This is a genomic window from Aminobacterium sp. MB27-C1 (genome assembly GCF_030908405.1).
In the GTDB taxonomy this organism is placed as follows: domain Bacteria; phylum Synergistota; class Synergistia; order Synergistales; family Aminobacteriaceae; genus Aminobacterium.
The window spans coordinates 2,189,915-2,216,794 of sequence record NZ_CP133089.1 but is presented as its reverse complement, the minus strand read 5'-3'; the positions used below and the strand labels follow the sequence as shown (position 1 = coordinate 2,216,794).

Genomic DNA, 26,880 nt, shown 5'->3' with positions numbered 1-26,880 from the left:
TCAACTATTCCAATCATCCTACATTAGGATAACATGAAGATAGTACATTGTTATTTTCTGCACAAATAAATGGGGATATTTCTTAATAAATAAGGAGGGGGTAATTTTGTTAGGAAGCAATAACGGCTCAGGCTTACTCGGAAAATTAGAGTCAATTCAGCATCTCTTACTATTTATCTTGATGATGATTGTAACGGCTCTGGTTTTTGCGCAGGTACTTTTGCGATACGTTTTTAAGGCTCCTCTCATGGGAATAGAGGAAATACTTCTTTTCCCCACAGTCTGGCTCTATTTTATTGGCGCGATCAACGCTTCAAGTGAGAGAACACAGATTGTAGCTAGAGTTCTTGAAGTCTTTGTTAAAAAAGAAAAGACGATCTTCTTCATCAGAATGTTGGCATCAGTATTATCTTTTGTCATTATTTTGTGGCTCAACTATTGGGCATACGATTTCCTCAAATATTCTCTCAGAATGCAGAAGGTAAGCGCTACGTTGTATATCCCCCTGATCTATTCGGAAGCTGCTGTTTTCATTGGAATGATCGTCATGACGTTCTATACGGCTATCGAAATTTTCCATAACTTTAATATCTTTAAAAATGGCGGCGGCCAGGATCTTCTTGAAGCTGAAGTAGAGGGAGGAGAAATTTAACATGATGAGTGTAGCAATTGGAGCGCTGGTAGTTCTTGTCGTTTTATTGACATTAGGTGTCTCTCTTCCTTTCTGTTTTGGTGGAAGTCTTATGTACATGGCACTAATAGGCGGAGTGAATATGAAGGGCATGATGTTGTGGGGATTGGGGCAAATAACGAACCCGGTATTACTCTGTGTGCCTTTATTTATATTAGCAGGAACGCTTATGAGTGAGAGTGGAATAGCTAAATATCTGCTTGATTTTGTAAATGTCTTTGTCGGGAGAAAACGTGGTGGGCTTGGTGTTGTAGCTTCTGTGAGCTGTGCGATTATAGGTGCTATATCTGGAAGTGGATTTACCGGAGTTGCCGCAGTTGGCCCGATCCTTATTCCGAGAATGGAGCAGGAAGGATATCCTCGGGGATATGCTACAGCTCTCGTTACAAATTCATCCATTCTTGGTCTTCTTATCCCTCCAAGTGTTGTCATGATTGTGTATGGATGGGTTACAGAAACGTCTATTCTTGCTTGTTTCCTTGCTACGATAGGACCAGGCCTGCTCGTAACCTTTCTTTTCTCTTTTATCAATGTCATTTGGGCGAAAAAGTTTGACCTTAAAATTGAACCCAAACTTTCTACTCAGGAGAAACTTAAACAGATTAAAAGTCGCACGTGGATGGCTTTGCCAGCTCTCATGATGCCTTTCATTATATTGGGTGGAATTTATGGCGGAATAATGACTCCTACAGAAGCAGCTGGAGTTGCTGTTGTTTACTCTATCCCAGTAGGTTTTTTCATCTATAAAGGACTTAATAAAAATAATTTCTTCAAGATTGCGTGGAATTCTGCGACGGCCGTTGGTGCCATTATGATAATGATTTTCTTCTGCCTCATGTTGAGCCAGACCTTTGTCATGATGCGAGTTCCTCAGGCCCTTGTAGAACTTCTCTTTGGTGTTACACAGAACAAAGTTATTCTTCTCATACTCATAAATATTCTCCTTTTCTTTGTAGGAATGATCGTAAACGATATAACAGGGATTATTTTGGTTGCACCACTTCTTCTGCCTTTGGCACAGAGCATTGGGATCAACCCCATACAATTTGCTGCCATCATGGGAGTAAACCTTGCTATGGGTGGCGTTACCCCTCCTTATGCGAGCATCCTGTATTTGGGAATGAGAATAGGTAATGTTGAGTTCATGGATATTATAAAACCAGCGATGGTGTTGTTACTTTTAGGGTATGTTCCAGTCGTTTTCCTTACATCGTTTTGGCCTGATCTATCAATGTTTCTTCCTACGCTATTAGGATTCGTTCATTAGAATGGAGGCTAAAAATCAAATGCACAGATCAATCGCAGTTTTAGGAGCAGGTAACGGGGGGCAAACTTTAAGTGCTCACTTAGCTATGATGGGTAATAAAGTAAGTCTTTATGAGCATCCATCATTTGTTGACAAACTTATTCCCATTCAAAAAGCGGGAGGCATTCAATTAACAGGAGCTATTGAAGGTTTTGGAAAGTTGCGGTTAGCCTCTTCTGATATGGGCAAAGTTTTAGAGGGAGCTGAAATCGTATATATTGTTGTTCCTTCATTTGGCCAAATTCCAATTATGAAAGAAGTTCTTCCTTTTCTTGCAGATGGGATGAAAGTTGTTTTTATCCCTGGGAACTTTGGATCTCTTGAGGCTTTTAAGCTCTTAAAAGATGAAGGCGTCACTTCTGATGTAACCCTTGCGGAGACTGATACATTGCCATATGCCTGCAGGATGGTTGAGCCTGGAAAGGTTCAGGTTTGGGGGTTAAAAGAGGGGCTTTCTATTGCAGCTTTGCCTGGTAAAAAAACAGAAACTCTTGTGCAGGAGATACGTGATGTTTTCCCTATTCCTCTTTGGACAATGGAGAATGTACTTCCTATAGCTTTTTCAAATCTTAATATGATTGTTCATTGTGCAGCTGTTCTTCTCAATATAGGCAGGATTGAGTCGACTCAGGGAGATTTCAGATTTTATTGTGATGGCGTTACTCCCACTGTAGGCAAACTTCAAGAACTTATGGATTCGGAAAGAGTTGCCGTTGGTAAGGCTTATGGCATGAATCTTGAAAGAGCTACAGAATGGGTTAAAAAAACGTATCCTGTGCAGGGCAATTCCATGCATGAACTTCTTTCGAAAAACCCCATTTATGCGGGGCACGGAGCAGACGCTCCCAAACAGGTAAGGCATCGGTATATTACAGAAGATGTTCCAAATCTTTTGGTACCTGTTGTAAGTTTTGCACGTGCTGCAGGCGTTGAAACACCCATTATCGATAGTGTTATCACACTTCTTTCATCTTTAACAGATGAAGATTATTTAGAGATTGGTCGAAATTTCTCTTGCCTCGGATTACAAGGCTTGGGAGCTCAGGAAGTTTTGAATTTCGTGAATTGTGGGGAACGCAGGTAAGAATTTATGAAAGGGCCGTAACGTTTTCAAAAAATGAAAACGAGAGAGCAAAAAATTTGGAGGAGGCGATATGCAGTGAAGAAACTTGTAATGTCTTTGACCATTTTTGCAATGATTTTTGCAATGGCGACAGCAAGTGTTGCAGCGAACAAACCCAAGTATGTCTGGAAATTATCTCACGTACGTCCCCAGGGGACGGCTATTGATAATGACCTTCATTGGTTTGCTGATAAGGTTTTCGAAGATTCCAATGGGCGTATAAAAATTGAAATCTATCCGGCTAGCCAGCTTGGTGACTATACCGTTGTACACGAGCGCGTAGGAGTTGGCGCTATAGAGATGGCTTGTCAGCCACCTGGAGTAGCCGCAGACAAGAGAATTCAGATTCTTAATCTTCCCTACCTTGTAAAGAACTGGGAAGGCGCAAAGAAAAATTACGCAACAGGAAGTCCTCTTATGAATGTAGCTGCAGAGCTCTTTGCAAAACAGGATATTCAATATCTTGCTGCCTATCCGGTTTATTTTGGCGGTATAGCTTTAAAAGCAGATCCAGTTTCACCTGGTGATCCTAACGTTAAAAAGGGGATAAAAGTTCGTGTCCCGCCGTTGAAATCATTCCAGCTTCTTGCCAATGTTCAGGGGTATCAAGCTACTCCTATTCCTTTCTCTGAAGCTTTTACAGCTATTCAGACAGGCATTGTGGATGGTGTTATTGGTTCAGGTGCGGAAGGATACTATGCAAACTTTAGAGATGTTATTAAGTATTATTTGCCTATGAACACTCATTTTGAGCAATGGTACCTTTACATGAATATGGAGCTTTTCAGCAAGCTTAACGATGAGGATAAAAAGGTTGTTCGTGATGCTGCCGCTGAGTTTGAAGCAAAGAGAGCTATTCAGGCAGAAAAAGATCAGGCTGCTAACGAGAAAAAACTTGAAGATTATGGCATTAAGATTGTTCGTCCTACAGATGAGGAACTTTCTGTCATAGCTGAAAAAGTTCAGGCTGAAGCCTGGCCCGAAATAATGAAAGATCTTGGAGAAGAGTGGGCCCAGGAAGTAGTTGACTCGATAATACAGTAAGTTCTTGTGATATACGCAGTTACAGTAGGTCGGGCACAGATTCCTACTGTAACTGCGACAAGAATAAGGTAATGAAGCTTCTTCTTTTTTTGAAACTGATCAAATATAGGATGTTATGAAATTAGGATAATTTTTTAAATTCATTATAGGGGGAAATCCAAATGAAATTTACTATTCTTGGAAGTGGCAACGGCGCCAGAGCGTGGTGTGCTCAAATAGCAGCCAAAGGGTATCCTGTCGTCATGTGGGAACCCCTTGAAGCAACAGAAGACTATCTCAAATTGAGAGAAGAAAAAGAGATGTTCCTTGAAGGTGATATACAGGTAGGTGGCAAGTTGGCAGGAGTAACCATGGATATCAAAGAGGCTATGGATGGTGCCGATTATATCCTTGTTATTGTTCCATCTTTTGCCCATGAGCCTATTTTTAGAAAGATGATTCCTTATCTTGAAGATGGTCAGAATGTGATTGTTGTTCCTGGCAACTTTAGTGGTTTGCGTCTTAAAAAAATGATGAAAGAAGCTGGAGTCGAAAAGAAAATATCTATCTCAGAGACAGCTTCAATGCCATATGCCTGCAGAATTGATACATATAATACGGTCATGGTTTACAAAAAAAAGTTTCAAATGAAAATGGGAACTTCTCCTCAATCTATGAATGCCGAAATGCTTGATGTAATGAATGATGTATTCAAGGGATATGTAGAATATCTTCCGGCCCAAAACCTTCTTGAAATAGATTTTGATAACATAAACTATACACTTCACCCATTTCCAGTTCTTTTCAATTATGGGGAAATTGAAAAAAATGGTAAGACTTACAGACATTATATGGACGGAATAACCCCATCTATCTCTGAAAAAATGAAAGAGCTAGATGATGAACGAATGGCTATTGGTGCAAAGTTAGGTCTTAACTTACAAACGTGCCTTTCTCAGTTGAAGATGTATTACGGTCAAAATGATTCCCAATCTATTTACGAGTATGTAAATAGTGAAGATACACCTTATAGAGATTTGGTAGGCCAAAATGTAAAAGGAAGATATTTAACTGAAGATGTTCCTGGCGTCTTGGTTCCAATAAGCCTTTTTGCAAATAAAGCTGGAATGGAAACTCCTGTTTCAGATCTAGCTATCCGTATGACTTCTTTCCTTCATGGCACGGATTATATTGAAAAGGGAACGACTCCCGAATCCCTTGGAGTAGCAAATCTGTCAATTGATGAGATTATAAAGCTAATATCATAGCAATCTGAGAGGAACTCTTTTTATCAACATTTTCAATTGTTGATAAAAAGAGTTCCTTTTATTTTTTATAAGTAGAGGAGTTTTGTCTGTGAAGAAGCAGAATTTCTTGGCCTTTATTGCTTTAGCATTACCAATTCTCTTCTGGGGATCAGCCTTTCCTAGTATACGATATGCTCTTTCTGGATATACTCCCATGGAGATAGCAACATTACGCTTTATTATTGCCTCGCTGTTACTTGTTATTTACTCTAAGATAAAGAAATTCGGTCTTCCTGAAATACGAGACCTGCCGATGATTTTATTCTTTTCACTGACGGGTGTGGTGCTCTATCATCTTCCTCTCAATACAGGAGCAAAGACTGTTACTGCAGGGACAATAAGCCTATTAAATGCCACTGCACCTGTATTTACAGCCATTCTTTCTTTTTTTATTGTAAGGGAAAAGATGAGGGGAAAGGGTTGGGTAGGTATTTCCATCAGTTTTTTAGGAGCTGGAATTCTTGCTTTCAATATTGGGGGAGGTATTTCTTTCTCATTTGGTGCTCTCTGGATACTCTTTGCTGCTTTTTCAGAAAGCTTTTATTTCATATATCAGAAAAAACTTCTTTCCAAATACGGAGCCCTTCCTTTAACTACATATGTTATATGGTTTGGAGCATTGATGATGCTTCCGTTTAGTGGAAACTTGTTTGAGAGTGTTATTTCTGCTTCAATCTCTTCTTCATGTGCAGTTTTGTATTTAGGAATTTTCCCAACAGCTATTGCCTATGTATTATGGGCCTATGATTTATGCAAATTTCCTGTTTCCAGGGTTGCAAGCTTGCTTTATCTTTCGCCTGTCATAGCAATTTCCTTAGGATGGTTTTGGTTAGGAGAAAATCCTTCCGTTCTTTCTCTTGTTGGAGGAGCATTGGCTATTGGCGGGGTTGCTTGTGTTCAAAGAGCAAAATATGAATAGAGGAACGACGCTTTTAAATTGAATAAGGAGCTTCGTTCCTCTATTTTTTATAACTTTTTCGAACAGGAATTGAGATAATTGAATGCCAGAATGGCTTCAAAAGCAGATCCTGCGGAAAGAACATCTTCATCTACCATAAAACGAGGATGATGATGAGGGTACGTAAAGCCTTTTTCTTTATTCCCAATACCGAGAAAGAAAAACGCTCCCGGAACTTTGTCCAGATAGTAGCTAAAGTCCTCTCCCCCCATGGTAGGTTGAGTTTCCATCACATTCTTTTCTCCGAAAACCAGCGTAGCAGCCTTTACCCCAAAACGTGTCATCTCAGGATCGTTAACTGTTGGAGGCAGATTCCTCTCATATATGAATTCTGCTTTGCAGCGTAACGCGGCGCAACAATGTTCTGCTACTCGTTCAAGACTACCAGCCATGGCTTCTCTGACTTCAGGTTCGAAGGCTCGAGCTGTTCCTATAAGAGATACATAATCTGGAATGACATTAAAGGCATTCCCGGCTTTCATTTCTCCGACAGAAACAACGGCTGTTTTAAGAGGATCCAGTTCTCTGCTTACAAATGACTGGGCCATTGCGATAAAATGAGCAGCTGCAATCGTAGGGTCATTTGTTTGATGAGGAGAAGCCCCGTGTCCGCCTTTTCCTCGTATGGTTAGTTTCCAACGATCGGAACAGGCCATAATAGAACCTTCCTTCCATGCAAGAACGCCGCTGGGGGTAGGTTGCCATACATGTAAACCGAAAATTGCGTCTACTCCGTCTAAAGCATGTTCATCAATAACGGCTCGTGCTCCTTGAATGTAATCGGCCGATTCTTCTGAAGGCTGAAAGATGAGCTTTACTTTACCAGGAAGTTCTTCTCGAATTTCGGAAAGTAGCTGAGCAGCTCCTAAAAGGATAGCTATATGTGCATCATGACCGCAGGCATGCATAACGCCTTCGTTTTTTGAAGCGAAGGAGAGCCCTGTCTTTTCAGTTATAGGCAACGCGTCTATGTCAGCTCGCAGTGCAACACAGAGTCCGGAATGATCACTGTTAAGTTCAGCTACGACTCCGGTGGGTCTACCGGCAGTGCCAATGTGAATATGCTCATATCCCATAGACGTGAGTAAAGAAGCAATATACTTACTTGTCTCTTCCTCTTTGAAGGAAAGTTCAGGCCAGGCGTGAAGGTGACGACGCCATTCAATAATATTTTTTTCTATTTCCTTGGCCCGATATATCAATTTTTCTTTCATTTCTTTACGCTGGCCCCCAATTAATGAGAACAGCAATGGTCAAGAATATCCAGCTTGCCAACAAGATTTTGATAATGAGAGGGAAGCAGAATCGGAACCATCTATCAAAAGGAACCCGAGCTAATGCAAGCATAGCAAGGAGACCACCGACTGTTGGGAAGATAAGATTCATAATTCCATCTCCAACCTGGAAGGCCATAATAGCTGTCTGACGAGTCATACCAATGAGATCGCTGAGAGGAATCATAATAGGCATTGTCGCCATAGCCTGACCACTTCCAGAAGGAATGAAGAAGTTGATTACGCTATGAACAAGTGTCATGAGGATAGCTGAAAGAATTGTAGGAAGATGCTGTAATGGGGAAGCAAGTGCATTAACGATCGTGTCACTGACGTGTCCCATATCAAGAAGCACCTGAATTCCTCGCGCTACACCTATGACGAGCGCTCCTCCTGCTATATTCCCTGCTCCCTGAATCATCTTATTAATAATATCGCTAGGAGACATTTTTGCGAAAAGACCAGCTGCTATGGCAATCATTATAAAGATAGCTGACATTTCATTGATGTACCATTTCCATTTAAAAACGCCGTAGAGTATAATGCCAAGGCCGATAAGGAAGCTTGTAAGCACTAATTTATCCGACTTTTTCAAGTGATACTCTTCAATAGGATGAGTAAGTCGAAGGCCTTCAGTACTAATATCGGCGACAAGGCTTTGACTTGGATCGTCGAGAATACGAGCCATGTAGCGGCAAGTGTGATGAGCAGTAATAGCTACAGCTGTAAAACAGAAAAGAGATCGCAAACCGGCGCCAGAGAACATGGGAAGCTGGGCGATCATGTCTGATGTACCAATTGTATAAGGGTTGATTGGGGATGTAGCAAACCCCATGCCTATTCCAGCAACAGCCATACCAGCGCCGACCATCAAGTCACCGCCAAGAGCAATAGCTACGAAAACAGCGATAGGAACAAGAGCGATATTATTTTCAAAACCTACTGTTGCACCCAAAAAGCCGAAAATAAGAGTAACAATCCAGATAAGTTTCTTGTAGCTCTCTGCTCCAAGTTTTTTAACCGTAACACCAACACCGTTTTCAAGAGCGCCTGTAGATTCGAGAACATTGAAAAGGGCTCCTGATATAAAGGTAATAAAGATAATGCTCGATGAAGCGATCATCCCGAGGGGTATTGCTTTAAAAAGATCGAAGAAGCTGACTGGTGATTGAGCAATATAATGAAATGTTCCAGGAACAACGGCCATACGTCCGGCAATTTTAGTTCTTTCAAATTCACCGGCAGGCACAAGATATGTCATAATGCCAGCTAAAACAACGATAAAGAAGAGAAGGATGTAGGGATGAGGAATGCGTTCATACCATTTCTTTTTTGTCGATATCTCCACTTTGTTTACCACCTTTCATGAAAAAATTAAGTTTGAAAATGCCTGACCATAAACCTACAATTTGATGGCCCCTTTCTCTGCTACTTTTTGCAATTTTGTCATATTACACTTCTAAAGGAATAAATGCAATGCCAAAAATTAATAGTGTTGTGCTTGGCGCAGAGATTAACAAAATATAGTTTATTTAGTGTATTATAGTGAAAATAGGGATGGGGGGTAGGCCTAGGTAGCTATAAAGGAGGCCGATAAAATGGGAGTCTTGAATGTATTGGCTTGGGCTGTTTTTGCTTTAGGGTGATTTTGGGGGCCAGATGCCCAGTTTGGGATCCTTCCAGGTGTCGTAAGTACACGCGTGGGATATACCGGTGGAACGACATTGAATCCTACATATCACAATATTGGAGATCATACAGAAAGTATTCAGGTCGAGTATGATCCTGAACAAATTTCGTATGAACATTTGCTTGATGTGTTTTCCCAAGGACACGATCCCACACGCATGTTTTTTTCAAGACAATATATGTCTGCTATTTTTTATGCGAACGAGAAACAACAAAAGGCTGCCTTAGCTTGGAAAGAGAGAATAGAAAAAGAAACAGGACGATCTGTCAAAACGCAGATTCTTCCCTTACAAACTTTTTATTTAGCTGAAGCATATCATCAGAAATACTGGCTCAGGCTCAACCGAGAGCTTTTTCGTGAATATGAGCATCGTTATTCCTCTCTTGAGGAATTTCTTAAGTCAACCGCTGTCTCGAGAGTCAATGGCTACCTTGGTGGATATGGAACTATTGAAACATTTGATAAAGAGCTTTCCTCGTTAGAACTTTCAGAAGAGGGACAAAGACGATTAAGAAATATTGTGCTCAGTCGTTAGATTTTTAATATAAACAAGGCAGATGCTGTTGCCAATATCTTTTCATCGCAATCTTTGACCAGCGCAGATGTGCATATCTTTTTTCCTCGTGCTGTCTCTATTTTCCCTTGAAAAGTATAGGTCTCACCTACTTTCACTGGCATTTTATATCGTATTTCGAACGTGGCAGTCACCGCCCAGCTCCCAGTTTCTTTTTTTATAGCCCATGCCATAGAGTCATCGAAAATCGAGGCAATTATTCCACCATGCACAACCCCCTCATACCCGCAATGAGAAATATCGGGGGTAAAGGAAATAACGGTATTATGTCTTTCTTCATCCCAATAAATTTCAAGCATTAGCGAACGAGGGTTTGTGCCGCTTGTATCACAAACGAAACAACCGTGTGATCCTTCTAATTTTTCAAGCATATGTACTCAACTCCTCACTATTAAAACCAGTGTTTTTACAGAAAACACGTTGTAGAGAAACGATATAATAATACACAAAAGTTATTTTTATTCACTAAGAGGTTGTATTAAACAAGGAGGTTGAAAACTGTGAGACCGGTTCATCTGGTTTATGTATCGGCCGGCAGTGGACACAGAACGGCGGCTAGGGCTATTCAAGAAGAACTTGATAGTCGGAAGGTGCCAAATGTAGTTATGGATTTACTTGATTTTTCAAGTGATCTTTTTAAATGGTCATATAGCGATGTTTATGCTTTTGTGAGTGAACACGCCCATATCGCTTGTAAAGTCATGTATGAATTAACCGATCAGGATCGGGAAGAGAGTGCCGTTCTTCGGTTACTTGAGAAAATCAATATGGAAAACGTTAAGAAATTCATGCGTTATCTTACAGAAAATCAACCCGATGTTTGTGTGGGTACGCACTTTTTTCCTCTCACGGTACTTTCTTATATGAGAGAACAAGGTATGTATGATGGGAAAATTTATGGAGTGGTGACAGATTATGGCCTTCATAGAATGTGGGTGAATGAAGGTGTTGATACATATTTTGTCGGAGGAGATATTGTAAAAAAAGAGCTTATAGGGGCCGGAATTCCTGAAAATAAAATTATAATTTCCGGTATTCCCGTAATGAAGAAATACGCAGATTGCTTTAATACTTTTACTGGTAAAAAATTACCGCAAACGCCATTTTCCCTTCTGTTTGTTGCAAGCAGTGTGCCTAATTCTATCGTTTTGGATATTGTTGAAGGATTGATTGAAACGGGATTGCATCTTTCTCTTACCCTCGTTGCTGGTCGAAATGAAGATCTTATTGATCAGTTGAAACGCCGACAGATTCCAGAAAGGCTTCATTGCAAACTTCTTGGGTTTGTCAATAATCTGGATCATTATATGAAGGAAGCCGACCTTATGATTACTAAGCCGGGAGGTCTTACCGTGAGTGAAGCTTTTTGCGTCGGCGTTCCCATGCTCATGATTAATCCTATTCCGAAGCAGGAAATAAATAATGCCCGGTATATCGAATCGTGTGGAGCGGGAATTTGGGCGAGGTCAGCTGCTGATGTTGTGCATCATGTGAGGGAGTTACATACAGCTCATAATCGTCTTTTTGAGTTGCGCTGTGAGACACGGAAATTAGCCTCTCCTCAGGCTGCCAAGATGATTGCCGATACTGTTCTGCTTTCTTTGAATAACCATTAGCAGGTTGCATTGAAAAGGGGAAATAACACCCCAGAGATGATTTTGCTCTTTCACCCTATATGTGCTACGATTTACAAAGTTCGTGCTATCATTTAGCTTTTTTATGAAGAAGGGGTGTTATTTATGAAGTGGCGCAAGACGTTGTGTAGTATGCTTCTCTTTTGTATAGTAATTTTCCCTCTCCAAGGAATGGCTTCCGAAAAAAGTGACACATTGCAGATTATTACTGACGGAACCGGGCAGCAAATTGAGGTTCCGAGTTCAATTCAACATGTTGTCTGTTCTGGTTCTGGATGTCTCAGACTTCTTACATATTTGCAGGCGCAAGATCTCGTAGTTGCTGTGGAAGATAATGAAAAAAGAAAAGATTTCGGACCGCGCCCTTACGCTTTAGCTAATCCTCAATTTAGAGATATGCCTCTTATGGGAGAGTTTCGAGGTAATGCCCATCCCGAACTTATTCTTGGTTTAAGTCCCTTGCCTGAGGTAATCTTTAAAACCTATCCTGATGCTGGCATTCCGGCTCGGGTTTTACAAGAAAAGACGGGTATTCCCGTTGTTGGACTAAATTATGGTAATCTGGCACATTTGCGTGAAGACCTCTATGCTTCTTTACGTATTATGGGCAAAATTGTAGATCGTGCCGATCGGGCTGAAGCGATTATTGAATATTTTGAAAAGAGTATTGCTGACCTGGAGCAAAGAACACAAAATATTGCCGATTCCGAACGGAAAACATGTTATGTCGGTGGAGTTGCTTCTCGGGGTGCTCATGGATTTAGGTCGACAGAATTGGCCTATCCTCCTTTTATCTTTACCAAAGCACGCCATGTAGCTTCTCCAGATCACGGTGTTTCCAATAAAAATACTCACGCCGATATTGCGCGAGAAAAGCTTCTTGAATGGGACCCCGATATCATTTTCGTTGATCTCTCTACTCTGAACGGCGGTGAGCAGACAAATGCAGTGTGGGAATTAAAAAATGACCCCGTCTACAAAGAGCTTCGGGCTGTAAAGAGCGGAAATGTGTACGGCGTTCTTCCATATAATTGGTACACTCAAAATTTCGGTTCCATACTTGCTGATGCATATTTTGTAGGAAAGATTCTTTATCCTGACCATTTTGAAGATATTGATCCAGCACAAAAGGCTGATGAAATATATACATTTCTTGTAGGAAAAGGTGTTTTTGAAGAGATAAACGCTCTCTTTAGCCACATGGCATTCAAAAAAATTCCGTTAAAGTAGGGACAAATCGTGCATTTGGAAGAAGGAACACTTTCACCAGTCTATAAAGAATATCAGGTTAAAAAAAGGTTATGGCTTGGTATGGGGCTTGTCTTACTGGCGGTAACGGTGGTTATGTCAATTTCGTTAGGGGCCGTTCGTATTCCTCCGATGGATGTTCTTGCTACACTCACAGGAAGAGGAGAAATGAGCAAGTGGCGATTGATTATTTGGAACGTCCGTCTTCCACAGACATTAGCTGCTCTTGTTGCAGGTGCGGCCCTTTCTGTTGCTGGTGTCGTAATGCAATCTATTTTGCGAAATCCTTTGGGATCTCCCTTTACCTTAGGTATTTCAAATGCAGCGGCTTTTGGAGCAGCACTTTCTGTTATGGTTCTTGGGGCAGGGAAAATGCATAGTAGTCAAGCAGATGCTATTGCTATTTTTAGCCCCTTCGCTGCTACTGGAGCCGCTTTTTTATCGAGCTTGATAGCTACGGGAATTATTATTTTGCTTTCAAGAATGAGGGGAGCTTCACCTGAATCAATGGCTTTGACAGGAGTGGCCCTTGCCTCGCTTTTTACGGCAGCTACAATGTTATTGCAGTATTTTGCTGATGATGCCCAGCTGGCGGCTATGGTTTTTTGGACCTTTGGAGATGTGGCCAGGGCAGGATGGAAAGAACTCCGGATTATGAGCCTTTTTATCGGTATAGTGCTCATTTATTTCTTTATTCATCGATGGGATTACAACGCTATTGATGCAGGGGAAGAGGCCGCATTGGGGCTGGGAGTTCAGGTGCAGCGAATTCGTCTTATGGGAATGCTCTGTGCTTCCCTTGTCTCGGCCGTAATAGTTGCCTTCGTAGGTGTTATAGGTTTCGTCGGTCTCGTATGTCCACATATGGTTCGATTGATTATCGGTGATGACCATCGATTTCTTATTCCAGGAACTGCTATTTTCGGTGCCCTTCTTCTTTTGGGAGCTGATACGGCTGCAAGGCTTATTCTCGCTCCTCGTATCCTTCCTGTTTCTGTGCTGACGTCTTTCTTGGGAGCTCCTCTTTTTATCTGGCTTGTTCTGAGGAGGGGCCGTTCATGATTCTTTCGGTTGAGGATCTCCATTTTGCTTATGGGCAACATCTTATTTTAAAAGATATATCGTTGTCTGTAGGAAGACAGGAGATGGTAATGATCCTTGGACCTAACGGATCTGGAAAAACAACGCTTCTTCGTTGTTTAAATGGTATTAATCGACCTCAAAAAGGAACTATTCATTTAGAAAAGAAAGATATGCTTCATATGTCGGGACGAGACATTGCCAGGCGTATTGGATATGTTCCTCAAAGTTGCGAAAAAGTTCGTCTGACGGCTTTTGATGCTATTCTCCTTGGCCGTCGGCCGTACGTTGGGTGGCGTCTTGCAGAGAGTGACATCAAAAAGGTTGATGCAATTATTCACACTCTCGGTCTTGATGACCTCGCTCTTCGCTATCTTGATGAAATGAGCGGTGGAGAACTGCAAAAGGTAACGATTGCCAGGGCTTTGGTGCAAGAGCCCCAGATTTTATTGCTTGACGAGCCCATCAGCAGTCTTGATGTACGAAATCAGATTGAAATTATGGAAACCTTAAAGCATATAATTCAAGGACATGGTCTTTCGGCAGTGATGTCAATTCATGATCTTACAATGGCTTTGAGATATGGAGATCGCTTTATTTTTATGAAAAAGGGAGAAATTCGCTACGTTTTAGGTAAAAAAGAAATTTCTCCCTCTGTTATTGCCGATATTTACGATATTGACGTGGATATTGAATTTATTCATGGAACTCCAGTTATTATCCCTGCATGGTGATTATGGACGAGGTACGATTTTTTCGAAACAGGGAAGGCAGTAGCTATTTCCTTGAAAAAATCGTGCCTTTGTTTCCATAACGCTTTCTCCGCAAAGAGCACATGTAAGACTTCCTGTCATTGGAGCGTGAGCAGGAACAGGTTCTCGTACTTCTTTTATTTCGAAAAGTTCGTCGATGGGCATTGTCATGATCGCGTTACATCGTTCTTTTCTAAGTTCTTCAAAGTGAAGACGTTCTTCTTCTGTAATAGTGTTCATGTTGACTTTTTTTTGAAGTTCCCGATAGTCGGAGCTGCCTGTTCCCTTTCCGGAATCTTTTTTTAAAACGAGACGAATCGCTTTTCCATCTTTCCTTCTGTAAAAAGAAAAGGCCATCTTCCCATATGGTCGGACAATAAGGTTCCCTTTCCCCAGAGTACATCCCGTAAGGAATTGGACGGCGTCTATTCCGCACATATCAGTTTCACACAAAGCGACCATCTCTTCGTCAGAACTGTGCCCAATTTGAGAAAGGGCAATCTGGGCAGCTCGTATTCCGATAGCCAGACCAGGACACCAGTGTCCGTGAAAGGAGATAATCTGTTCAAGATTTTCGGATGTTATGGTCGGTAGAGTCATGCTTTGCCTCCTTTTTCGTGCTACTAATTTTTAAAATCATAACACTATTATATCTTAAACAATAAATAGGGGAAAAGCTGAATATTGCCTTTATACCTTTACAAAAAACACTTTTTGGGTAAAAATGTTTGCATTCGGGGTCCCCCGGAAGTTGAACTCTTATACAAGGAGAACGTGATCATTATGCTTACCAATATTCTTACAGCTCTAGCTGTTGTAGTAAACGGAATTCCTCAAGGATTACTCGCTTTAAGTTTTGGTTTTGCCGCTTTTCCTACGGCAATCGCTTTTATCATAGGTATTGCAGGTTCCCTTACATTTAATTCTGTCGCAACAATTTCCTTTCAGGCAGAGACGATTACCCTGGCTGGAACTATGGGACGTAACGTTAAAGAACGTTTAAGCCTCGTTTTCTGGGGTGCAGCCTTTCTTATAATTCCTTCAGTTCTGGGTTTGAATGAAGCCATTGTGCAATTTATTGGCCCCACCATCGTTTCATCTATGATGGCCGGTGTCGGCATTATGTTGGCCTATGTCGCTGTTGAACTTCTGAACTCTGAGCGTTGGTCCGGAACAGCGTCAATGATATCAGGCTTTGCCGTTTGGCTTATAACGAAAGACCTGGCCTGGACGATTATTATTTCAGTTCTTGTTTCCACAGCTATATATAACTATCTTCGAGTCAGCAAAAAAGTAGCCCTTGAAGAGGTAAAGGTCGACCTTTCACGTGAACGCTTCCATTTTGGAAATATCGAGTGGCAAATTTGGAAACACCCTCGAATCCTAGTTGGTGGACTTGCCCTTGCCTGTCTCAACATAGGAGCTAATATCAGTTTTGGAAAAATTACGGGCAATATTGCGGGAGTTAACACCAACATTGATGACCTTGCTATTTACTCCAGCTTGGCGGATATGGGCTCGTCTCTTTTTGGCGGTGGACCTGTAGAGGCTATTATTTCCGGAACGGCAACAGCCCCCAATCCCATTCTTGCCTCCGTTATTATGATGGCTCTTATGGCGTTGATTCTGCTTCTCAAACTTCTTCCTGTCATTGGACGATATGTGCACCGTTCTTCCATTGCCGGTTTCCTTTTTATTCTTGGAACTTTCGTTACTTTTGCAACAAATATCCAGGGAGCTATTGTTTCTGCACCTGAATTTGCTGGGCCTTTTGGCTTTGGCCCATGGGGTATGGTCATTGCAGCGACAACCCTTGTCTCTGCCCGTTGGAACCCCTTCTTCGGCTTGCTTGCAGGATTAGCGATCAAATTTTTCTTCGGAGTGTGATGATAAAGTGAAAGACATTTACGAATTACATCTTTCTGGCTTGACCAGAAATTTAAAAAAAGTACGTGTTGCAGATGATCTTGTTATTGCTTCTTTTGTTATGCTTGGCGATACTGAACTTATAGAACGAACAGCTGAAGACTTGTATCGAAAATTGCCGGAAGGCGTAGATTACCTTGTTTGTCCCGAGGCAAAGGGTATTCCTTTAACTCATGCTATAGCCAGACGTTTAGGTATAAATTATGTTATTGTCCGCAAGTCAGTTAAGGGATATATGGAGAATCCTGTTATTGAGAAAGTACAGTCTATAACCACTAGGGAACCACAGGTTATCGTTCTTGATGGACTTGATGCAGCGAAACTTGAAAATAAAAAAGTTTGCATTGTAGACGATGTTGTTTCTACTGGCGGATCATTAAAGGCACTTGAAAACCTTCTCTCTCATGTCAATTGCACAGTTGTGGCTAAGGTGGCTGTATTACTCGAAGAGGGTGGCTACGATGGGAAAGATGTAATTTATCTCGAAAAATTACCCGTTTTTAAAGAATAATCTTTTTCTCTTTTCTCTCCAGAATGTACAATGGAAGCGTCTTTTTATGTACTGGAAGGAGAGGAAAAAATTGACAGCATCAGATGATCTTAAACGATATAAACGAAATCTTTTAGAAGAACTAGAAGCAGCAGAACTTTACGATATAATGACTCTCCATGAAAAAAATGAGTCTTTAGCAGATATTTATAAACGCTTAGCAGAAACTGAACGGAGCCACGCTGCCAAATGGGTGAAAAAAATAGAAGAATCCGGCGGCGTGGTTCCCGTATTCAAAAAAGGATGGCGTTTACGCACATATACCTTTCTTTCTAAAGTATTGGGCACCTCTTTTATTCTTCCCTCTGTAGCAGCTATAGAAAGTAAAGCCGGTTCATCATATTCAGAGCAGAACGATCCACTTGCCCAATCCATGGCTGCTCAGGAGCGATCTCACTCTCGAATTTTCCGTGTTTTATCTAAAGAAGGTAAAGGTCTTGAAGGTGGGGCAGTAGCCCGCCTTGAAGGTCGCCACCCGGCAACAGGAGGCAATGCTCTGCGTGCTGCCGTACTTGGAGCGAATGATGGTCTCGTCTCTAATTTAAGCCTTGTTATGGGGGTTGCTGGTGCAGAAATGAGTGCTCATACTATTCTCATAACAGGTTTGGCAGGCCTTTTAGCAGGAGCTATTTCCATGGCTTTAGGTGAATGGCTCTCTGTTCAGAGTTCCAGAGAACTTTATGAGAATCAGATTGGTATTGAACAGGAAGAACTTGAAGAGAGTCCTGAAGAAGAAATGGAAGAGTTGGCTCTTATCTATCAGGCCAAAGGTATTGCTCCAGAAAAAGCCCGTCAAATGGCACATCATATGATTTCTGATCCTAATACAGCTCTCGACACTCTTGCTCGCGAAGAACTTGGTATAGATCCCGACGAACTTGGCGGTTCCGCATGGGAGGCAGCTTTAACATCCTTTTTCTTGTTTTCTATAGGGGCGATATTTCCCGTTTTTCCCTTCTTTTTTCTTGAAGGAACCGCTGCTATTATATTGAGCGCTCTATTAAGTACCATTGGCCTTTTCCTTATTGGTGCCGGTATTACTCTTGTTACAGGTAAGAGCCTTCTTTTCTCTGGATTGCGCCAGATTTTCTTTGGGCTTAGTGCTGCTGGCGTTACCTATGTTATAGGAAGGCTCATAGGAGTAAGTTTGGGAGGATAGAAGGGAGGAAGATCATGACTCGGCACATGAAAGATGTTTTATTGCGTGAACCTGGAAGTGATCGGAATGAAAGGGAAGAAAAGCCCCTTTCATGGGAAACGGGAATTCCCATGCTTTCCAATCCTTTTGTTCTTATAGAATTTATCATATTTGCCCTCTTTATTTGGATTGTAGTAACGGGAATAGGCGTTATTGCTATTTTTGGTTTGAGTGGCGTTTTTACCATTTATGCTTTATGGCTGGCTATTAAGGTTGGGGGATTTGCCGCTTTAATGTTTAGTGGTGTTTTTGTTCTCGTTTCTCTTTTATTTTTCAGCAATCGTTTCTATGGGCGCTTTTATCTCGACAGAGAGGGCGTTTTGTATGTAACTGTACGTGGACGTGCCGTTTCTCATGCCCCTCTTTTTGCCACTCGTCCATTTCCTGTTTCTGACCTGGATGTAACGAAAAGAGCCGAGAAAAGAGTATATTGGAATCGTGTTGACACAATAGAACCCTTTGAAAAGTGGCGTGTTATTGGCTTAAAGAAAAAAAATAAAACGGTTCTCCGTCTCTATTGTCCTGATAAAGAGATATATGATCGTGCTTTGACGCGATGTATTGAAGCCGTCAAAAAGTAAGAGGGAAACGATATTGTTCCCCTCTTACTTTAGTATGCGATTTTATCTTTGTTGTCTCCACGAGACATAATCGCTATTTTTTTCAACCACAGTTGCCACTTGAAAGTCGTTCAAAAACAGGTACATAGATACGCAGAAGTTCGTTAATATCACTTGAACAACATTTCCCAGAAGGATTCAATGTCTCGCATTGATTTCCAGTACAGGCTCCGGTTATATTCTGAATATCTTTCAAGGTTTTTGCTCCATCTGTTACGGCACGCAATATTTGTTGTTTATTGATATTTTTGCAGTAACAAACGACAGTATCACGAGGTGCTTTTTCCCAGTCCATCATCTGTCTCCTCTCCTCTATAAATTCAAAAATTTTCTTCTTTATCTCATCTCGTATTCGCCGAGGTGAAGTTCATTGTCCGCGTCGAATTCAACACAGCCAGAAGGGCAACTCCTACATCAGCAAATACGGCTTCCCACATCCCTGCTATGCCTGCTATTCCGAGGGCTATGAAAAATCCTTTCGTAGCAAGGGCAAGAACAATGTTTTGCCACACTATATGCCGAGTTCTCCGTGCGAGAAGAAGAGCGTCTGCCACTTTAGAAGGAGCATCGTCTAAAATGACCACGTCGGCTGTTTCTATGGCAGCTTCAGATCCCAACCCCCCCATGGCTATGCCGATGTCGGATGCTGCCAGCGCAGGAGCATCATTAAGGCCGTCTCCGACAAAGATTGTTGTATTTTTGATGGGCAACTCCGATTTCAACTTGTTGAGTTCAGTAACTTTGTCTTGAGGCAACAAGTTCGCTGCATAGGTGTCGACTCCTACTTTATTTGCCACCCATTTTGCTCCGCTTTCTGAATCGCCTGTTAACATAACGGTTTTTTCTACGCCAGCTTTTTTTAAAGCTTGTAATGTTTGATAAGCGTCAGAACGAATAACGTCTGAAACAACAATATAGCCGAGATAATGATTACCGCGAGTTACATGAACAATCGTTCCCTGCTCAGGTGTTGTAATGTTTTTGAAGCCCTCTTCATCAAGTAGCTTTGAATTTCCTACGTTTATAATTTCTCCTTCTATAACACCGTGTAACCCCTTGCCGGCAAATTCTTCAAGAGATTCTGGAGTGATAAGATTGTTTTCTTTAACAGCATCTGTTATAGAACGGGCTATAGGGTGATTTGATCCTTGCTCTAAAGATGCAGCAAGTGTAAGAAGTTCTTTTGCTTCAATGCCCTCTTGAGGAACAATTTGGGTTACGGAAAAAACTCCTTGTGTCAGGGTTCCCGTTTTATCGAAAGCAACGGTTTTTACCGAAGTAAGAGCATCGAGAACGTTACCGCCTTTGATAAGAATCCCCTGGCGTGACCCCGCTCCGATTCCTCCAAAATAACCGAGTGGAATACTGATTACCAGAGCGCAGGGACACGAAATAACGAGAAGTACAAGGGCTCTGTATAGCCAGCTTGCGAATGTGCCATTTCCTACGAGGGGTGGAATGATAGCAACAGCTGCGGCTCCTATAACAACCGCTGGTGTGTAATACTTCGCAAAGGTCGTAATAAAACGCTCTGTCGGAGACTTTCGGGCAACGGCAAATTCTACCATTTCGAGTATTTTAGCTATGGCTGTTTCCTCAAAGAGAGATGTAACTCGAATCGTAAGAACACCGCGTAAATTGATGCTTCCTCCATAGACGTTTTTGCCTGGTTCGGCTTGTATAGGAACAGGTTCTCCGGTAAGAGGCGATTGATCGATTTGAGAAAACCCCGATTCGATCATTCCATCAAGAGGTATCTTTTCTCCTGGCCTGACGATAATAAGATCGTCTATGCGGACATCTTCTGGTTTTAGCTCTATTTCCTCCCCATCTCTGAGGACTTGCGCGTGTTGAGGGCGGGCAGCCAGAAGAGACTTGATAGAACTTCTAGAACGAGAGGCAGAAATCTCTTGAAAGAGTTCTCCTGTTCTATAAAAAAGCATAACTGCTACAGCCTCTGGAAGTTCCCCAATAAGAATGGCAGCAATTGTGGCGATAGACATCAGGAAGAATTCGTCCATACCTTTTCGAGCTTTTAAATTTTTGAGAGTGTTCCAGAGTACTTCTTGGCCGCTCAGAAAATAGGCAAGGAGGAAAACGCCATATTCTCCTATAGCGTATGGCGTTGATGAAAGTTGTTTTCTGAAAATGAGACCAATGGCGAAAAGTAACGCTCCTGCAACTAAGCTTTTTCCTTCTTCTTGAAATCGCTCATAGAGAACTCTCCATGTTGAAGTTAAACTTTTTGTCTGAAGAAAAGGTTCTTCATCAAGAGATTCCACGGTGACTCCGGGTTCAATACGATTAACGATAGCTTTGACTTGGTCTTCGAGATTATTACTGGCAGTTTCAACTCTCAGTATTTTGGTATCAAAATCAAAGAGAGCACCTGTAACGCCAGGAATATTCGATATTTCAGCCTCGATAAGAGAAGCGCAGCCATGGCAGTTAAGTTCTTTAAGCTTGTAGTGTTGCATATATATTCACATCCTTTTCGCTTGCTCTCGAAGCCCTGCGCAAATGTATAAATGCTAAACAGAGCCGTTAAAAAAAGGTTCCGTAAATAATTCCTGCTAAAGTGGATAGAATAACGACAAGAGAGACATAGGCAATTGTTTTTTTAGTCCCCATGATGCTTCGAATAACTAACATATTAGGGAGAGAAAGAGCGGGTCCAGCTAAAAGAAGGGCTAAAGCGGGACCTTTCCCCATTCCTGCCCCCATAAGCCCCTGAAGAATAGGAACTTCAGTTAGTGTGGCAAAATACATGAAAGCTCCGGCGATTGAGGCAAAGAAGTTTGAGAAGATGGAATTCCCTCCGACGAGAGCTGCAACATATTGACTCGGAATAAGAGCTTCATGCCCCGGGCGTCCCAACAGGAAACCAGCGAGCAGCACTCCTGAGAAAAGTAGTGGTAAAACCTGAAGGCCATATCCCCATGTTGCGCCAAGCCATTCACTTTGTTCATCTCTGGAGAACCATTTCACGGTGGCCCAGATAGTGGAAAGCAGAGCGAGACCGGCTAAAACCCACTTTACGTTATATATTGCTGCCCACGTTCCAGATTCCAGTTTAGGAGCAGCCCAGTTGGCAAAGACAAGAAAAATAACCATACTGGCCATAGTCCATACAGTTTGCCACAGAGGTCGTGTTGGCTCTTCTATGGGTACGGATGCGAAACCTTCCTGACGTTTCTCTTCCTCTTTTCTAAAAATAAAAGCCATGGCGAGCCCTATAAGAATGCTGAAGACAATGGCTCCAATGGCACGTGCCAAACCCATTTCAAAACCGAGAACCCTTGCTGTCAGGATAATTGCCAAAACATTTATGGCTGGTCCTGAATAGAGGAAAGCTGAGGCAGGCCCAATTCCAGCTCCCCGAGCGTAGATTCCGGCGAAGAGCGGAAGAACAGTACATGAACAGACAGCAAGAATTGTTCCTGAAACGGCTGCAACAGAGTACGAAACAATCTTTTTTGCCTGACTGCCTAAATATTTCATGACAGATTGTTGACTGACAAAAACAGAAATAGCTCCGGCAATAAAAAAGGCCGGTACAAGACATAGTAGAACGTGTTCTCTGGCATACTCATGGAGCATGGCCAGAGCTTCTATCGCTGCTCCGTGAATGCGAGGGGCGTCTGCCGGTAGAAAATAAAATAACAAAAATGCTGAAACAATCCATAGAAATTTTTTTCGATCACTCATACTGTTTGCGTCCTTTCGTTAGTAAGTGGCGAATACTTCACATAAGCCTCTTAAATAAACCCCGATTGAAAAATCGGGGTAGTTTCTTACTTTATTTCGTTGCGGAGGAGGTCTTTTAGAGCATTTTCTGTTGGCACTCGACCTGCAAGAAGCACTTTCCCGTCTACTACGAGTCCCGGAGTACCAATGACCCCGAAAGACATAATATCCTTAATATCTGTTACCTTTTCAAGCTCATAATCAATGTTCAAATCATGTGCTGCTTTTTCAGTCATTTCCGCAAGTTTTTTACACTTAGGGCAGCCTGTTCCCAGTATCTGTATCTTCATTTTTTGTCTCCTTTCCCATCATGCACAAGCACGAAGCATAATGCTCTTTATGAATCGGATGTCCCTGAATAGTATGTTCAACACATTGCAACATAGAGAAGAGACAACGCATTTTCAAAGAGTAATAAATATGCAAACCCTCTTTACGGTCATCTATAATATCAAGATCCCGAAGAAGGGCGAGGTGCTTGCTGATGGTTGTTCTATCAAAGTGGAAAAGATCAGCGATTTCGCAGGCACACATTTCTTTCTTGGCTAGGGCTTCCACAATGGAAAGGCGTACGGGATGTCCTAACGCTTTAAAAATGGCGGCCTTTTCTTGTTGTAGCTTTGCATCCAAACCAATCCCTCCCTATGTGGCAATATTACCACATAGGGAGGGATATATGTCAATACCTTATTGTGAAAATGTGAGCGTTCCAGATGAGAGTTCGTATCCCTGGTGAGTTACATGTTCCAGAAAGGGGATGTCATGCGAGGCGATAATAAGAGCCATATCAAGCTGATTTAGAACATTTACGAGATTGTGCCAAGCATCTTCATCAAGACCACTTGAAGGTTCGTCAAGCAGCAATAGGTCTGGTTTCATTGCAAGAACGGCTGCTAAGGCTCCTAGTCTCTTTTGCCCCCCAGACAGGGCATATGGAGGCGTATGGGCAAGATTGGATATGTTAAGGGTTTCCAAAACATCTATAGCTTGTTTATGGGCCTCTTCTTTATTGATGCCTGCATTGAGAGGGCCAAAGAGCACGTCATCAAGCAGTGTTGGGCAAAAAAGCTGATCATCGGGATCTTGAAAAAGGAAGCCTATTCTCTGGCGTAAATACCGAAGATCCTTTGAAGTTTTAATCACGTTTCCCTTAAGAAGGATGTCTCCTCGCTGTGGGCGGAGCAATCCCATAATCAGAGAAAAGAGAGTGGTTTTCCCTGCTCCATTTTTTCCTCGAATATAGATTTTTTCTTTTTCAAATATTTCAAAAGAGAGATTTGTAAATAAAGGCAAACTTCTGGGATAGGCAAAAGCAATATTTTCTAAGCGCAATAGTGGCATCATACAATAAAACACCCCGCCAACAGAACATAGAGAGCTGCCATGCGAAGAGTATCAGGAGACGAAGGTATTACATGAGAGGGGAAAAACGGGAAAGATCCATTAAATCCACGTAATACCATAGCTTTAGAAACTCGCTCTGAACGAATGATACTTCGTATAAGCAACATGCCGACAAGGTTACCGTAAGCGCTGAATGTTGTAAAGGATAAAGAAGGATGGAATCCTCTTAATACCATGCTTTTATGAATTTTTTGTAGTTCTTCTGACAAAACGTGAGCATATCTATATGTGAAGTGAAGCAAAAGAATAAGCTTTTGGGGAACGTGAAGAAGGTGAAGTGCCTGTAGAAGGTCTGGCATGGATGTTGTCCGCAAAAGAGCTATAAATGCCAAGGTTGCTGCATGAGCTCTAATTGTAATAAGCAACGCAAGGTGGGTTCCACTTTCAGAAGAGAAAGGAAGCGTTAACCACATCATAAGAATAAAACCATTAAGAGCAAGAAGACGAGAACTAAGTACCTTGATGGGAATACGAGCAATAGCAACGAGCATAATAGCATAAACAAGCAAAAAGAGTTGTGCTGCAACAGATTGCAGAAAAGCGACACATAAAGCGAATATGAAGACAAGCACAACTTTAATCGAAGCAGGAATTCGATTTAAAAAGCCTTCAGGAATATCAATTTGATAGTTTAAAGAAGGAAAATTACTGTTGCCCATACTTTTTACGTCCTCCAACCCAGAGGGCTACTCCAACAAGACCTACAATATACCCTATCCCGCCAATAATTTCACTCAATTTAGGTTTTGAAATCTCCTTACGAAGCAAAAAAAGTTCGTTTCGAAGAGGGGCCATTTCTTTTTGAACGATTTCCTGCATAAGAGCAGAAATATTTTCTTCTGAGAGAGAGATTGTTGAATTTGAACTTTCTGTTGCATTTGAATTAGTTTCTTTTTCTGCTTTTTCTGTAGCTTTATCTGGTTCTGCTGTGTCTATGGTTACTACAGTTTGCCCCATATGCCCCATACCGCCATTTACTGAAACCAAGAGAGACTGTAGGTCTGTTATATCAATGGGGATAGAAAATTGGCCCTTTTCGTCAGTAGTTCCTTCGGCAATTAGATTATTTTCGGTGTCACTAACGTGTATTGCAGAATGACGAACCGGCGCTCCATCATTGAAATAGGCTTCCCCGACGAGAGTATTGTTTTCGATATAAGCAAAGACACTTAATTTATGAGCAGATGCTACACCAGCCCATATGAAAAGAATCATTGTTATACTCAAAAATTTAACAAGTAATGTTCTTATTTTCATTTTTTCCATTCCTCCAAAAGAGACGGCATAACACGAGAGATATATGTCATGATAAAAGCCCCGACAAGTGATTCTATTCCTATAACGGGAATATGGGCAAGAAGAATAAGTTTGGCAGTCATGAAAAAGGCTTCGCCACTTCCCGCAAGAGCAAGAGCGGTAAAGATGCCAGCACCAGCTACGCCAGTGGCGCCAGCTAAAGCTCCGGCAAGCCAGACAGGTTTCCCAAGACGTAGAAGGTACCGTCCTAATAGCCCTCCCAATATGCCAGATAAAGCCATAGTACATGTATTAACCCCAAGCACCACAAGACCCCCGAACTGGAAAAGAAGAGCCTGAAGAAAGAGGGCAACAAGATATGAGGGGAAAAGACCTAATCCTAGTAAAAGACCTCCGATGCCATTCAGAATTAAGTGAGCACTTGTTGGACCAATATTAACGTGTATGAGAGATGAAACGAACAAAGCAGCAGAGACGATTCCTGCACGAGGAATCGTCTCTATGTTTATTTTTTTTAAACCAACTGCAACACCTGCAGCAGCTCCTGAAGCTCCAATAAGAAGAACAGGAAGAGAAAGTACACCTTCTGCAATATGCATTAGTTTTTATTCACCGTCTTTACCCACAAAACTGCCCCTAATTCTATAGCGGCATCATTTTTGCCATCAGGGGTTTTCATCGTTTCAGGAGCATCTGTAAGAGCTGCAAAACCCCACCATCCTTCCCATGGCATTACGTACGTGAAAATACCTTGATCATCTGTGCGTACTACCTGGGTAATAAAAGGATCCGCAGGAGCTTTGACAGCATTTTCCCCATTATAAAACTCGACTTCTACATCTGCACCAGAAACAGGCTTTCCATCAACCACAACTTTTCCCTGAAAAACATTGCCAGCCCATAGGCCATAAGGGCGGGTGAGAGGAATAATTTCTGCACGAAGACCTACTGGTTCATCCCAACCTTCTTCCATTCCGAAAGCATTAACAACAGTTTTTGTGTAATGAATAATATATTTATCTTCTGCTGGTTCCCAGTACGGAGAAGGTTCTACGTAAAAGATATGGTCTCCTGGGCGTTTTATTGCATAAGAAGCTTTCCAGCTTTTTAAACCGTCTTTTGATGTTTCTTCAGTAAGAGTTTTCATAAGATCTGTCTTTTCTGAGCGAGCCATAACTCCAAATTGAACGGGCTTTTCCATATTCATAAGCTGTTGTTCAAATGGATGTGTAAAGAGGAGATTGAGCTCCACCTTTTTTTCTCCATCTTGCGATACGATATTTTGGCTAGGTAAAATAACTTGAAAATGAGCCCATAATGGAGAAGCGAAAATAAATAAAGAGCAAACCATAACAAGAGGAACAATAATTTGTTTTTTCCAGTTTCTCACTGCTAAAAACCCCCTCAAAAATTATCGTGTTACGAATTGTGTTTATAGTGTTACTCTTTGTGCTTAGTTTGTCAAGTTAAATAAAGGTATAATACATATATAAATAGCACTTTTTACTTCCTGACAAT

General features: G+C 41.7%; 28 protein-coding genes and 1 pseudogene. 15 read left to right on the top strand and 14 right to left on the bottom strand.

Annotation, left to right across the window (positions count from 1 at the left end):
• The first annotated feature begins 106 nt into the window (after positions 1–106).
• The 6 genes from RBH88_RS10680 to RBH88_RS10655 all read left to right on the top strand — a co-directional run bounded on the left by RBH88_RS10680 (position 107) and on the right by RBH88_RS10655 (position 6,369).
• Complete coding sequence (locus tag RBH88_RS10680; RefSeq protein ID WP_213692208.1) at positions 107–652, top strand: TRAP transporter small permease; 546 nt, start codon at positions 107–109, stop codon at positions 650–652.
• 1 nt (position 653) lies between these two features.
• Positions 654–1,958: a TRAP transporter large permease gene (locus RBH88_RS10675; RefSeq protein ID WP_307879631.1), complete on the top strand. Its 1,305-nt coding sequence runs from the start codon at positions 654–656 to the stop codon at positions 1,956–1,958.
• A gap of 19 nt (positions 1,959–1,977) precedes the next feature.
• On the top strand, positions 1,978–3,081 hold the full coding sequence (locus RBH88_RS10670) for an NAD/NADP-dependent octopine/nopaline dehydrogenase family protein (RefSeq protein ID WP_307879630.1): 1,104 nt from the start codon (positions 1,978–1,980) through the stop codon (positions 3,079–3,081).
• Positions 3,082–3,156: 75 nt separating this feature from the next.
• Positions 3,157–4,164 (top strand): TRAP transporter substrate-binding protein DctP, encoded by a 1,008-nt coding sequence (gene dctP / locus RBH88_RS10665; protein ID WP_307879629.1) that lies wholly within the window; start codon positions 3,157–3,159, stop codon positions 4,162–4,164.
• 161 nt (positions 4,165–4,325) lie between these two features.
• A complete protein-coding gene (locus RBH88_RS10660) occupies positions 4,326–5,411 on the top strand; it encodes an NAD/NADP-dependent octopine/nopaline dehydrogenase family protein (RefSeq protein ID WP_213692206.1) in 1,086 nt (361 codons plus the stop codon).
• 88 nt (positions 5,412–5,499) lie between these two features.
• Positions 5,500–6,369: a DMT family transporter gene (locus tag RBH88_RS10655; RefSeq protein ID WP_307879628.1), complete on the top strand. Its 870-nt coding sequence runs from the start codon at positions 5,500–5,502 to the stop codon at positions 6,367–6,369.
• 47 nt (positions 6,370–6,416) lie between these two features.
• Here RBH88_RS10655 and RBH88_RS10650 read toward each other — a convergent pair whose 3' ends face one another.
• Both RBH88_RS10650 and RBH88_RS10645 read right to left on the bottom strand, forming a co-directional pair.
• Positions 6,417–7,622 carry a M20 family metallopeptidase gene (locus RBH88_RS10650; protein ID WP_213692205.1) on the bottom strand — a complete coding sequence of 402 codons (1,206 nt, stop codon included), beginning with the start codon at positions 7,620–7,622 and terminating at the stop codon, positions 6,417–6,419.
• Positions 7,623–7,626: 4 nt separating this feature from the next.
• On the bottom strand, positions 7,627–9,030 hold the full coding sequence (locus RBH88_RS10645; RefSeq protein ID WP_307879627.1) for a YfcC family protein: 1,404 nt from the start codon (positions 9,028–9,030) through the stop codon (positions 7,627–7,629).
• A 310-nt stretch (positions 9,031–9,340) separates the two neighbouring features.
• On the opposite strand from RBH88_RS10645, the pseudogene RBH88_RS10640 reads away from it, so the two are divergent.
• Positions 9,341–9,907: pseudogene (locus tag RBH88_RS10640) on the top strand (peptide-methionine (S)-S-oxide reductase MsrA); the annotation flags it as partial.
• On the opposite strand, the gene RBH88_RS10635 reads toward RBH88_RS10640, so the two are convergent.
• The gene (locus RBH88_RS10635; RefSeq protein ID WP_307879626.1) at positions 9,904–10,317 is read right to left on the bottom strand and encodes a PaaI family thioesterase; all 414 of its coding nucleotides are present in this window, start codon (positions 10,315–10,317) and stop codon (positions 9,904–9,906) included. The pseudogene RBH88_RS10640 and the gene RBH88_RS10635 sit on opposite strands and share 4 nt — an antisense overlap.
• A gap of 129 nt (positions 10,318–10,446) precedes the next feature.
• Here RBH88_RS10635 and RBH88_RS10630 point away from each other — a divergent pair, with 129 nt between their 5' ends.
• The 4 genes from RBH88_RS10630 (at position 10,447) to RBH88_RS10615 (ending at position 14,642) form a co-directional block, all read left to right on the top strand.
• Positions 10,447–11,562, top strand: coding sequence for a glycosyltransferase (locus RBH88_RS10630; RefSeq protein ID WP_213692203.1), 1,116 nt, complete (start codon positions 10,447–10,449; stop codon positions 11,560–11,562).
• 123 nt (positions 11,563–11,685) lie between these two features.
• Positions 11,686–12,810: an iron ABC transporter substrate-binding protein gene (locus RBH88_RS10625; RefSeq protein ID WP_213699449.1), complete on the top strand. Its 1,125-nt coding sequence runs from the start codon at positions 11,686–11,688 to the stop codon at positions 12,808–12,810.
• Positions 12,811–12,819: 9 nt separating this feature from the next.
• Positions 12,820–13,890, top strand: a complete 1,071-nt coding sequence (locus RBH88_RS10620) for an iron ABC transporter permease (protein ID WP_307879625.1) — start codon at positions 12,820–12,822, stop codon at positions 13,888–13,890.
• Positions 13,887–14,642, top strand: coding sequence for an ABC transporter ATP-binding protein (locus tag RBH88_RS10615; protein WP_307879624.1), 756 nt, complete (start codon positions 13,887–13,889; stop codon positions 14,640–14,642). Before RBH88_RS10620 ends, RBH88_RS10615 begins: the two co-directional genes overlap by 4 nt.
• On the opposite strand, the gene RBH88_RS10610 is transcribed toward RBH88_RS10615, so the two are convergent.
• Positions 14,643–15,260: an FmdE family protein gene (locus RBH88_RS10610; RefSeq protein ID WP_307879623.1), complete on the bottom strand. Its 618-nt coding sequence runs from the start codon at positions 15,258–15,260 to the stop codon at positions 14,643–14,645.
• A gap of 183 nt (positions 15,261–15,443) precedes the next feature.
• Here RBH88_RS10610 and RBH88_RS10605 point away from each other — a divergent pair, with 183 nt between their 5' ends.
• From RBH88_RS10605 to RBH88_RS10590, 4 genes are all read left to right on the top strand, one after another.
• A complete protein-coding gene (locus RBH88_RS10605) occupies positions 15,444–16,547 on the top strand; it encodes an NCS2 family permease (RefSeq protein WP_307879622.1) in 1,104 nt (367 codons plus the stop codon).
• A gap of 7 nt (positions 16,548–16,554) precedes the next feature.
• Entirely contained in the window at positions 16,555–17,097 is a 543-nt protein-coding gene (locus RBH88_RS10600; RefSeq protein WP_213692197.1) for a phosphoribosyltransferase family protein, read from the top strand.
• 70 nt (positions 17,098–17,167) lie between these two features.
• Positions 17,168–18,295, top strand: coding sequence for a VIT1/CCC1 transporter family protein (locus RBH88_RS10595; protein ID WP_213692196.1), 1,128 nt, complete (start codon positions 17,168–17,170; stop codon positions 18,293–18,295).
• A 14-nt stretch (positions 18,296–18,309) separates the two neighbouring features.
• On the top strand, positions 18,310–18,915 hold the full coding sequence (locus tag RBH88_RS10590; RefSeq protein WP_213692195.1) for a hypothetical protein: 606 nt from the start codon (positions 18,310–18,312) through the stop codon (positions 18,913–18,915).
• 82 nt (positions 18,916–18,997) lie between these two features.
• On the opposite strand, the gene RBH88_RS10585 is transcribed toward RBH88_RS10590, so the two are convergent.
• The 10 genes from RBH88_RS10585 to RBH88_RS10540 all read right to left on the bottom strand — a co-directional run bounded on the left by RBH88_RS10585 (position 18,998) and on the right by RBH88_RS10540 (position 26,752).
• Positions 18,998–19,252, bottom strand: a complete 255-nt coding sequence (locus RBH88_RS10585; RefSeq protein ID WP_307879621.1) for a (2Fe-2S)-binding protein — start codon at positions 19,250–19,252, stop codon at positions 18,998–19,000.
• A 43-nt stretch (positions 19,253–19,295) separates the two neighbouring features.
• Positions 19,296–21,431, bottom strand: a complete 2,136-nt coding sequence (locus tag RBH88_RS10580) for a heavy metal translocating P-type ATPase (protein ID WP_307879620.1) — start codon at positions 21,429–21,431, stop codon at positions 19,296–19,298.
• A 67-nt stretch (positions 21,432–21,498) separates the two neighbouring features.
• Entirely contained in the window at positions 21,499–22,662 is a 1,164-nt protein-coding gene (locus RBH88_RS10575) for a permease (protein WP_307879619.1), read from the bottom strand.
• Between the two features lie 86 nt (positions 22,663–22,748).
• Complete coding sequence (locus tag RBH88_RS10570; RefSeq protein ID WP_213692192.1) at positions 22,749–22,991, bottom strand: thioredoxin family protein; 243 nt, start codon at positions 22,989–22,991, stop codon at positions 22,749–22,751.
• Positions 22,957–23,331 (bottom strand): metalloregulator ArsR/SmtB family transcription factor, encoded by a 375-nt coding sequence (locus RBH88_RS10565; protein ID WP_213692191.1) that lies wholly within the window; start codon positions 23,329–23,331, stop codon positions 22,957–22,959. The genes RBH88_RS10570 and RBH88_RS10565 overlap by 35 nt, the downstream gene beginning before the upstream one ends.
• A gap of 57 nt (positions 23,332–23,388) precedes the next feature.
• Positions 23,389–24,045 carry an energy-coupling factor ABC transporter ATP-binding protein gene (locus RBH88_RS10560; protein ID WP_213692190.1) on the bottom strand — a complete coding sequence of 219 codons (657 nt, stop codon included), beginning with the start codon at positions 24,043–24,045 and terminating at the stop codon, positions 23,389–23,391.
• Positions 24,042–24,764, bottom strand: coding sequence for a cobalt ECF transporter T component CbiQ (gene cbiQ / locus RBH88_RS10555; protein ID WP_307879618.1), 723 nt, complete (start codon positions 24,762–24,764; stop codon positions 24,042–24,044). The genes RBH88_RS10560 and cbiQ overlap by 4 nt, the downstream gene beginning before the upstream one ends.
• The gene (locus RBH88_RS10550; RefSeq protein ID WP_213692188.1) at positions 24,751–25,362 is read right to left on the bottom strand and encodes a carboxypeptidase-like regulatory domain-containing protein; all 612 of its coding nucleotides are present in this window, start codon (positions 25,360–25,362) and stop codon (positions 24,751–24,753) included. Before RBH88_RS10550 ends, cbiQ begins: the two co-directional genes overlap by 14 nt.
• Positions 25,359–25,961: a cobalt transporter CbiM gene (gene cbiM / locus RBH88_RS10545; RefSeq protein WP_213692187.1), complete on the bottom strand. Its 603-nt coding sequence runs from the start codon at positions 25,959–25,961 to the stop codon at positions 25,359–25,361. The genes RBH88_RS10550 and cbiM overlap by 4 nt, the downstream gene beginning before the upstream one ends.
• Entirely contained in the window at positions 25,961–26,752 is a 792-nt protein-coding gene (locus RBH88_RS10540; protein ID WP_307879617.1) for a DUF4198 domain-containing protein, read from the bottom strand. Before RBH88_RS10540 ends, cbiM begins: the two co-directional genes overlap by 1 nt.
• Between the last annotated feature and the right edge of the window lie 128 nt (positions 26,753–26,880).

Coding starts and splice junctions, on each gene's coding strand:
- RBH88_RS10675 (WP_307879631.1), top strand. CDS start 654: ATGATGAGTGTAGCAATTGGAGCGCTGGTAGTTCTTGTCGTTTTATTG.
- RBH88_RS10670 (WP_307879630.1), top strand. CDS start 1,978: ATGCACAGATCAATCGCAGTTTTAGGAGCAGGTAACGGGGGGCAAACT.
- RBH88_RS10660 (WP_213692206.1), top strand. CDS start 4,326: ATGAAATTTACTATTCTTGGAAGTGGCAACGGCGCCAGAGCGTGGTGT.
- RBH88_RS10650 (WP_213692205.1), bottom strand. CDS start 7,622: ATGAAAGAAAAATTGATATATCGGGCCAAGGAAATAGAAAAAAATATT.
- RBH88_RS10635 (WP_307879626.1), bottom strand. CDS start 10,317: ATGCTTGAAAAATTAGAAGGATCACACGGTTGTTTCGTTTGTGATACA.
- RBH88_RS10625 (WP_213699449.1), top strand. CDS start 11,686: ATGAAGTGGCGCAAGACGTTGTGTAGTATGCTTCTCTTTTGTATAGTA.
- RBH88_RS10615 (WP_307879624.1), top strand. CDS start 13,887: ATGATTCTTTCGGTTGAGGATCTCCATTTTGCTTATGGGCAACATCTT.
- RBH88_RS10610 (WP_307879623.1), bottom strand. CDS start 15,260: ATGACTCTACCGACCATAACATCCGAAAATCTTGAACAGATTATCTCC.
- RBH88_RS10605 (WP_307879622.1), top strand. CDS start 15,444: ATGCTTACCAATATTCTTACAGCTCTAGCTGTTGTAGTAAACGGAATT.
- RBH88_RS10590 (WP_213692195.1), top strand. CDS start 18,310: ATGACTCGGCACATGAAAGATGTTTTATTGCGTGAACCTGGAAGTGAT.
- RBH88_RS10585 (WP_307879621.1), bottom strand. CDS start 19,252: ATGATGGACTGGGAAAAAGCACCTCGTGATACTGTCGTTTGTTACTGC.
- RBH88_RS10580 (WP_307879620.1), bottom strand. CDS start 21,431: ATGCAACACTACAAGCTTAAAGAACTTAACTGCCATGGCTGCGCTTCT.
- RBH88_RS10575 (WP_307879619.1), bottom strand. CDS start 22,662: ATGAGTGATCGAAAAAAATTTCTATGGATTGTTTCAGCATTTTTGTTA.
- RBH88_RS10570 (WP_213692192.1), bottom strand. CDS start 22,991: ATGAAGATACAGATACTGGGAACAGGCTGCCCTAAGTGTAAAAAACTT.
- RBH88_RS10560 (WP_213692190.1), bottom strand. CDS start 24,045: ATGATGCCACTATTGCGCTTAGAAAATATTGCTTTTGCCTATCCCAGA.
- cbiQ (WP_307879618.1), bottom strand. CDS start 24,764: ATGGGCAACAGTAATTTTCCTTCTTTAAACTATCAAATTGATATTCCT.
- RBH88_RS10550 (WP_213692188.1), bottom strand. CDS start 25,362: ATGAAAATAAGAACATTACTTGTTAAATTTTTGAGTATAACAATGATT.
- cbiM (WP_213692187.1), bottom strand. CDS start 25,961: ATGCATATTGCAGAAGGTGTACTTTCTCTTCCTGTTCTTCTTATTGGA.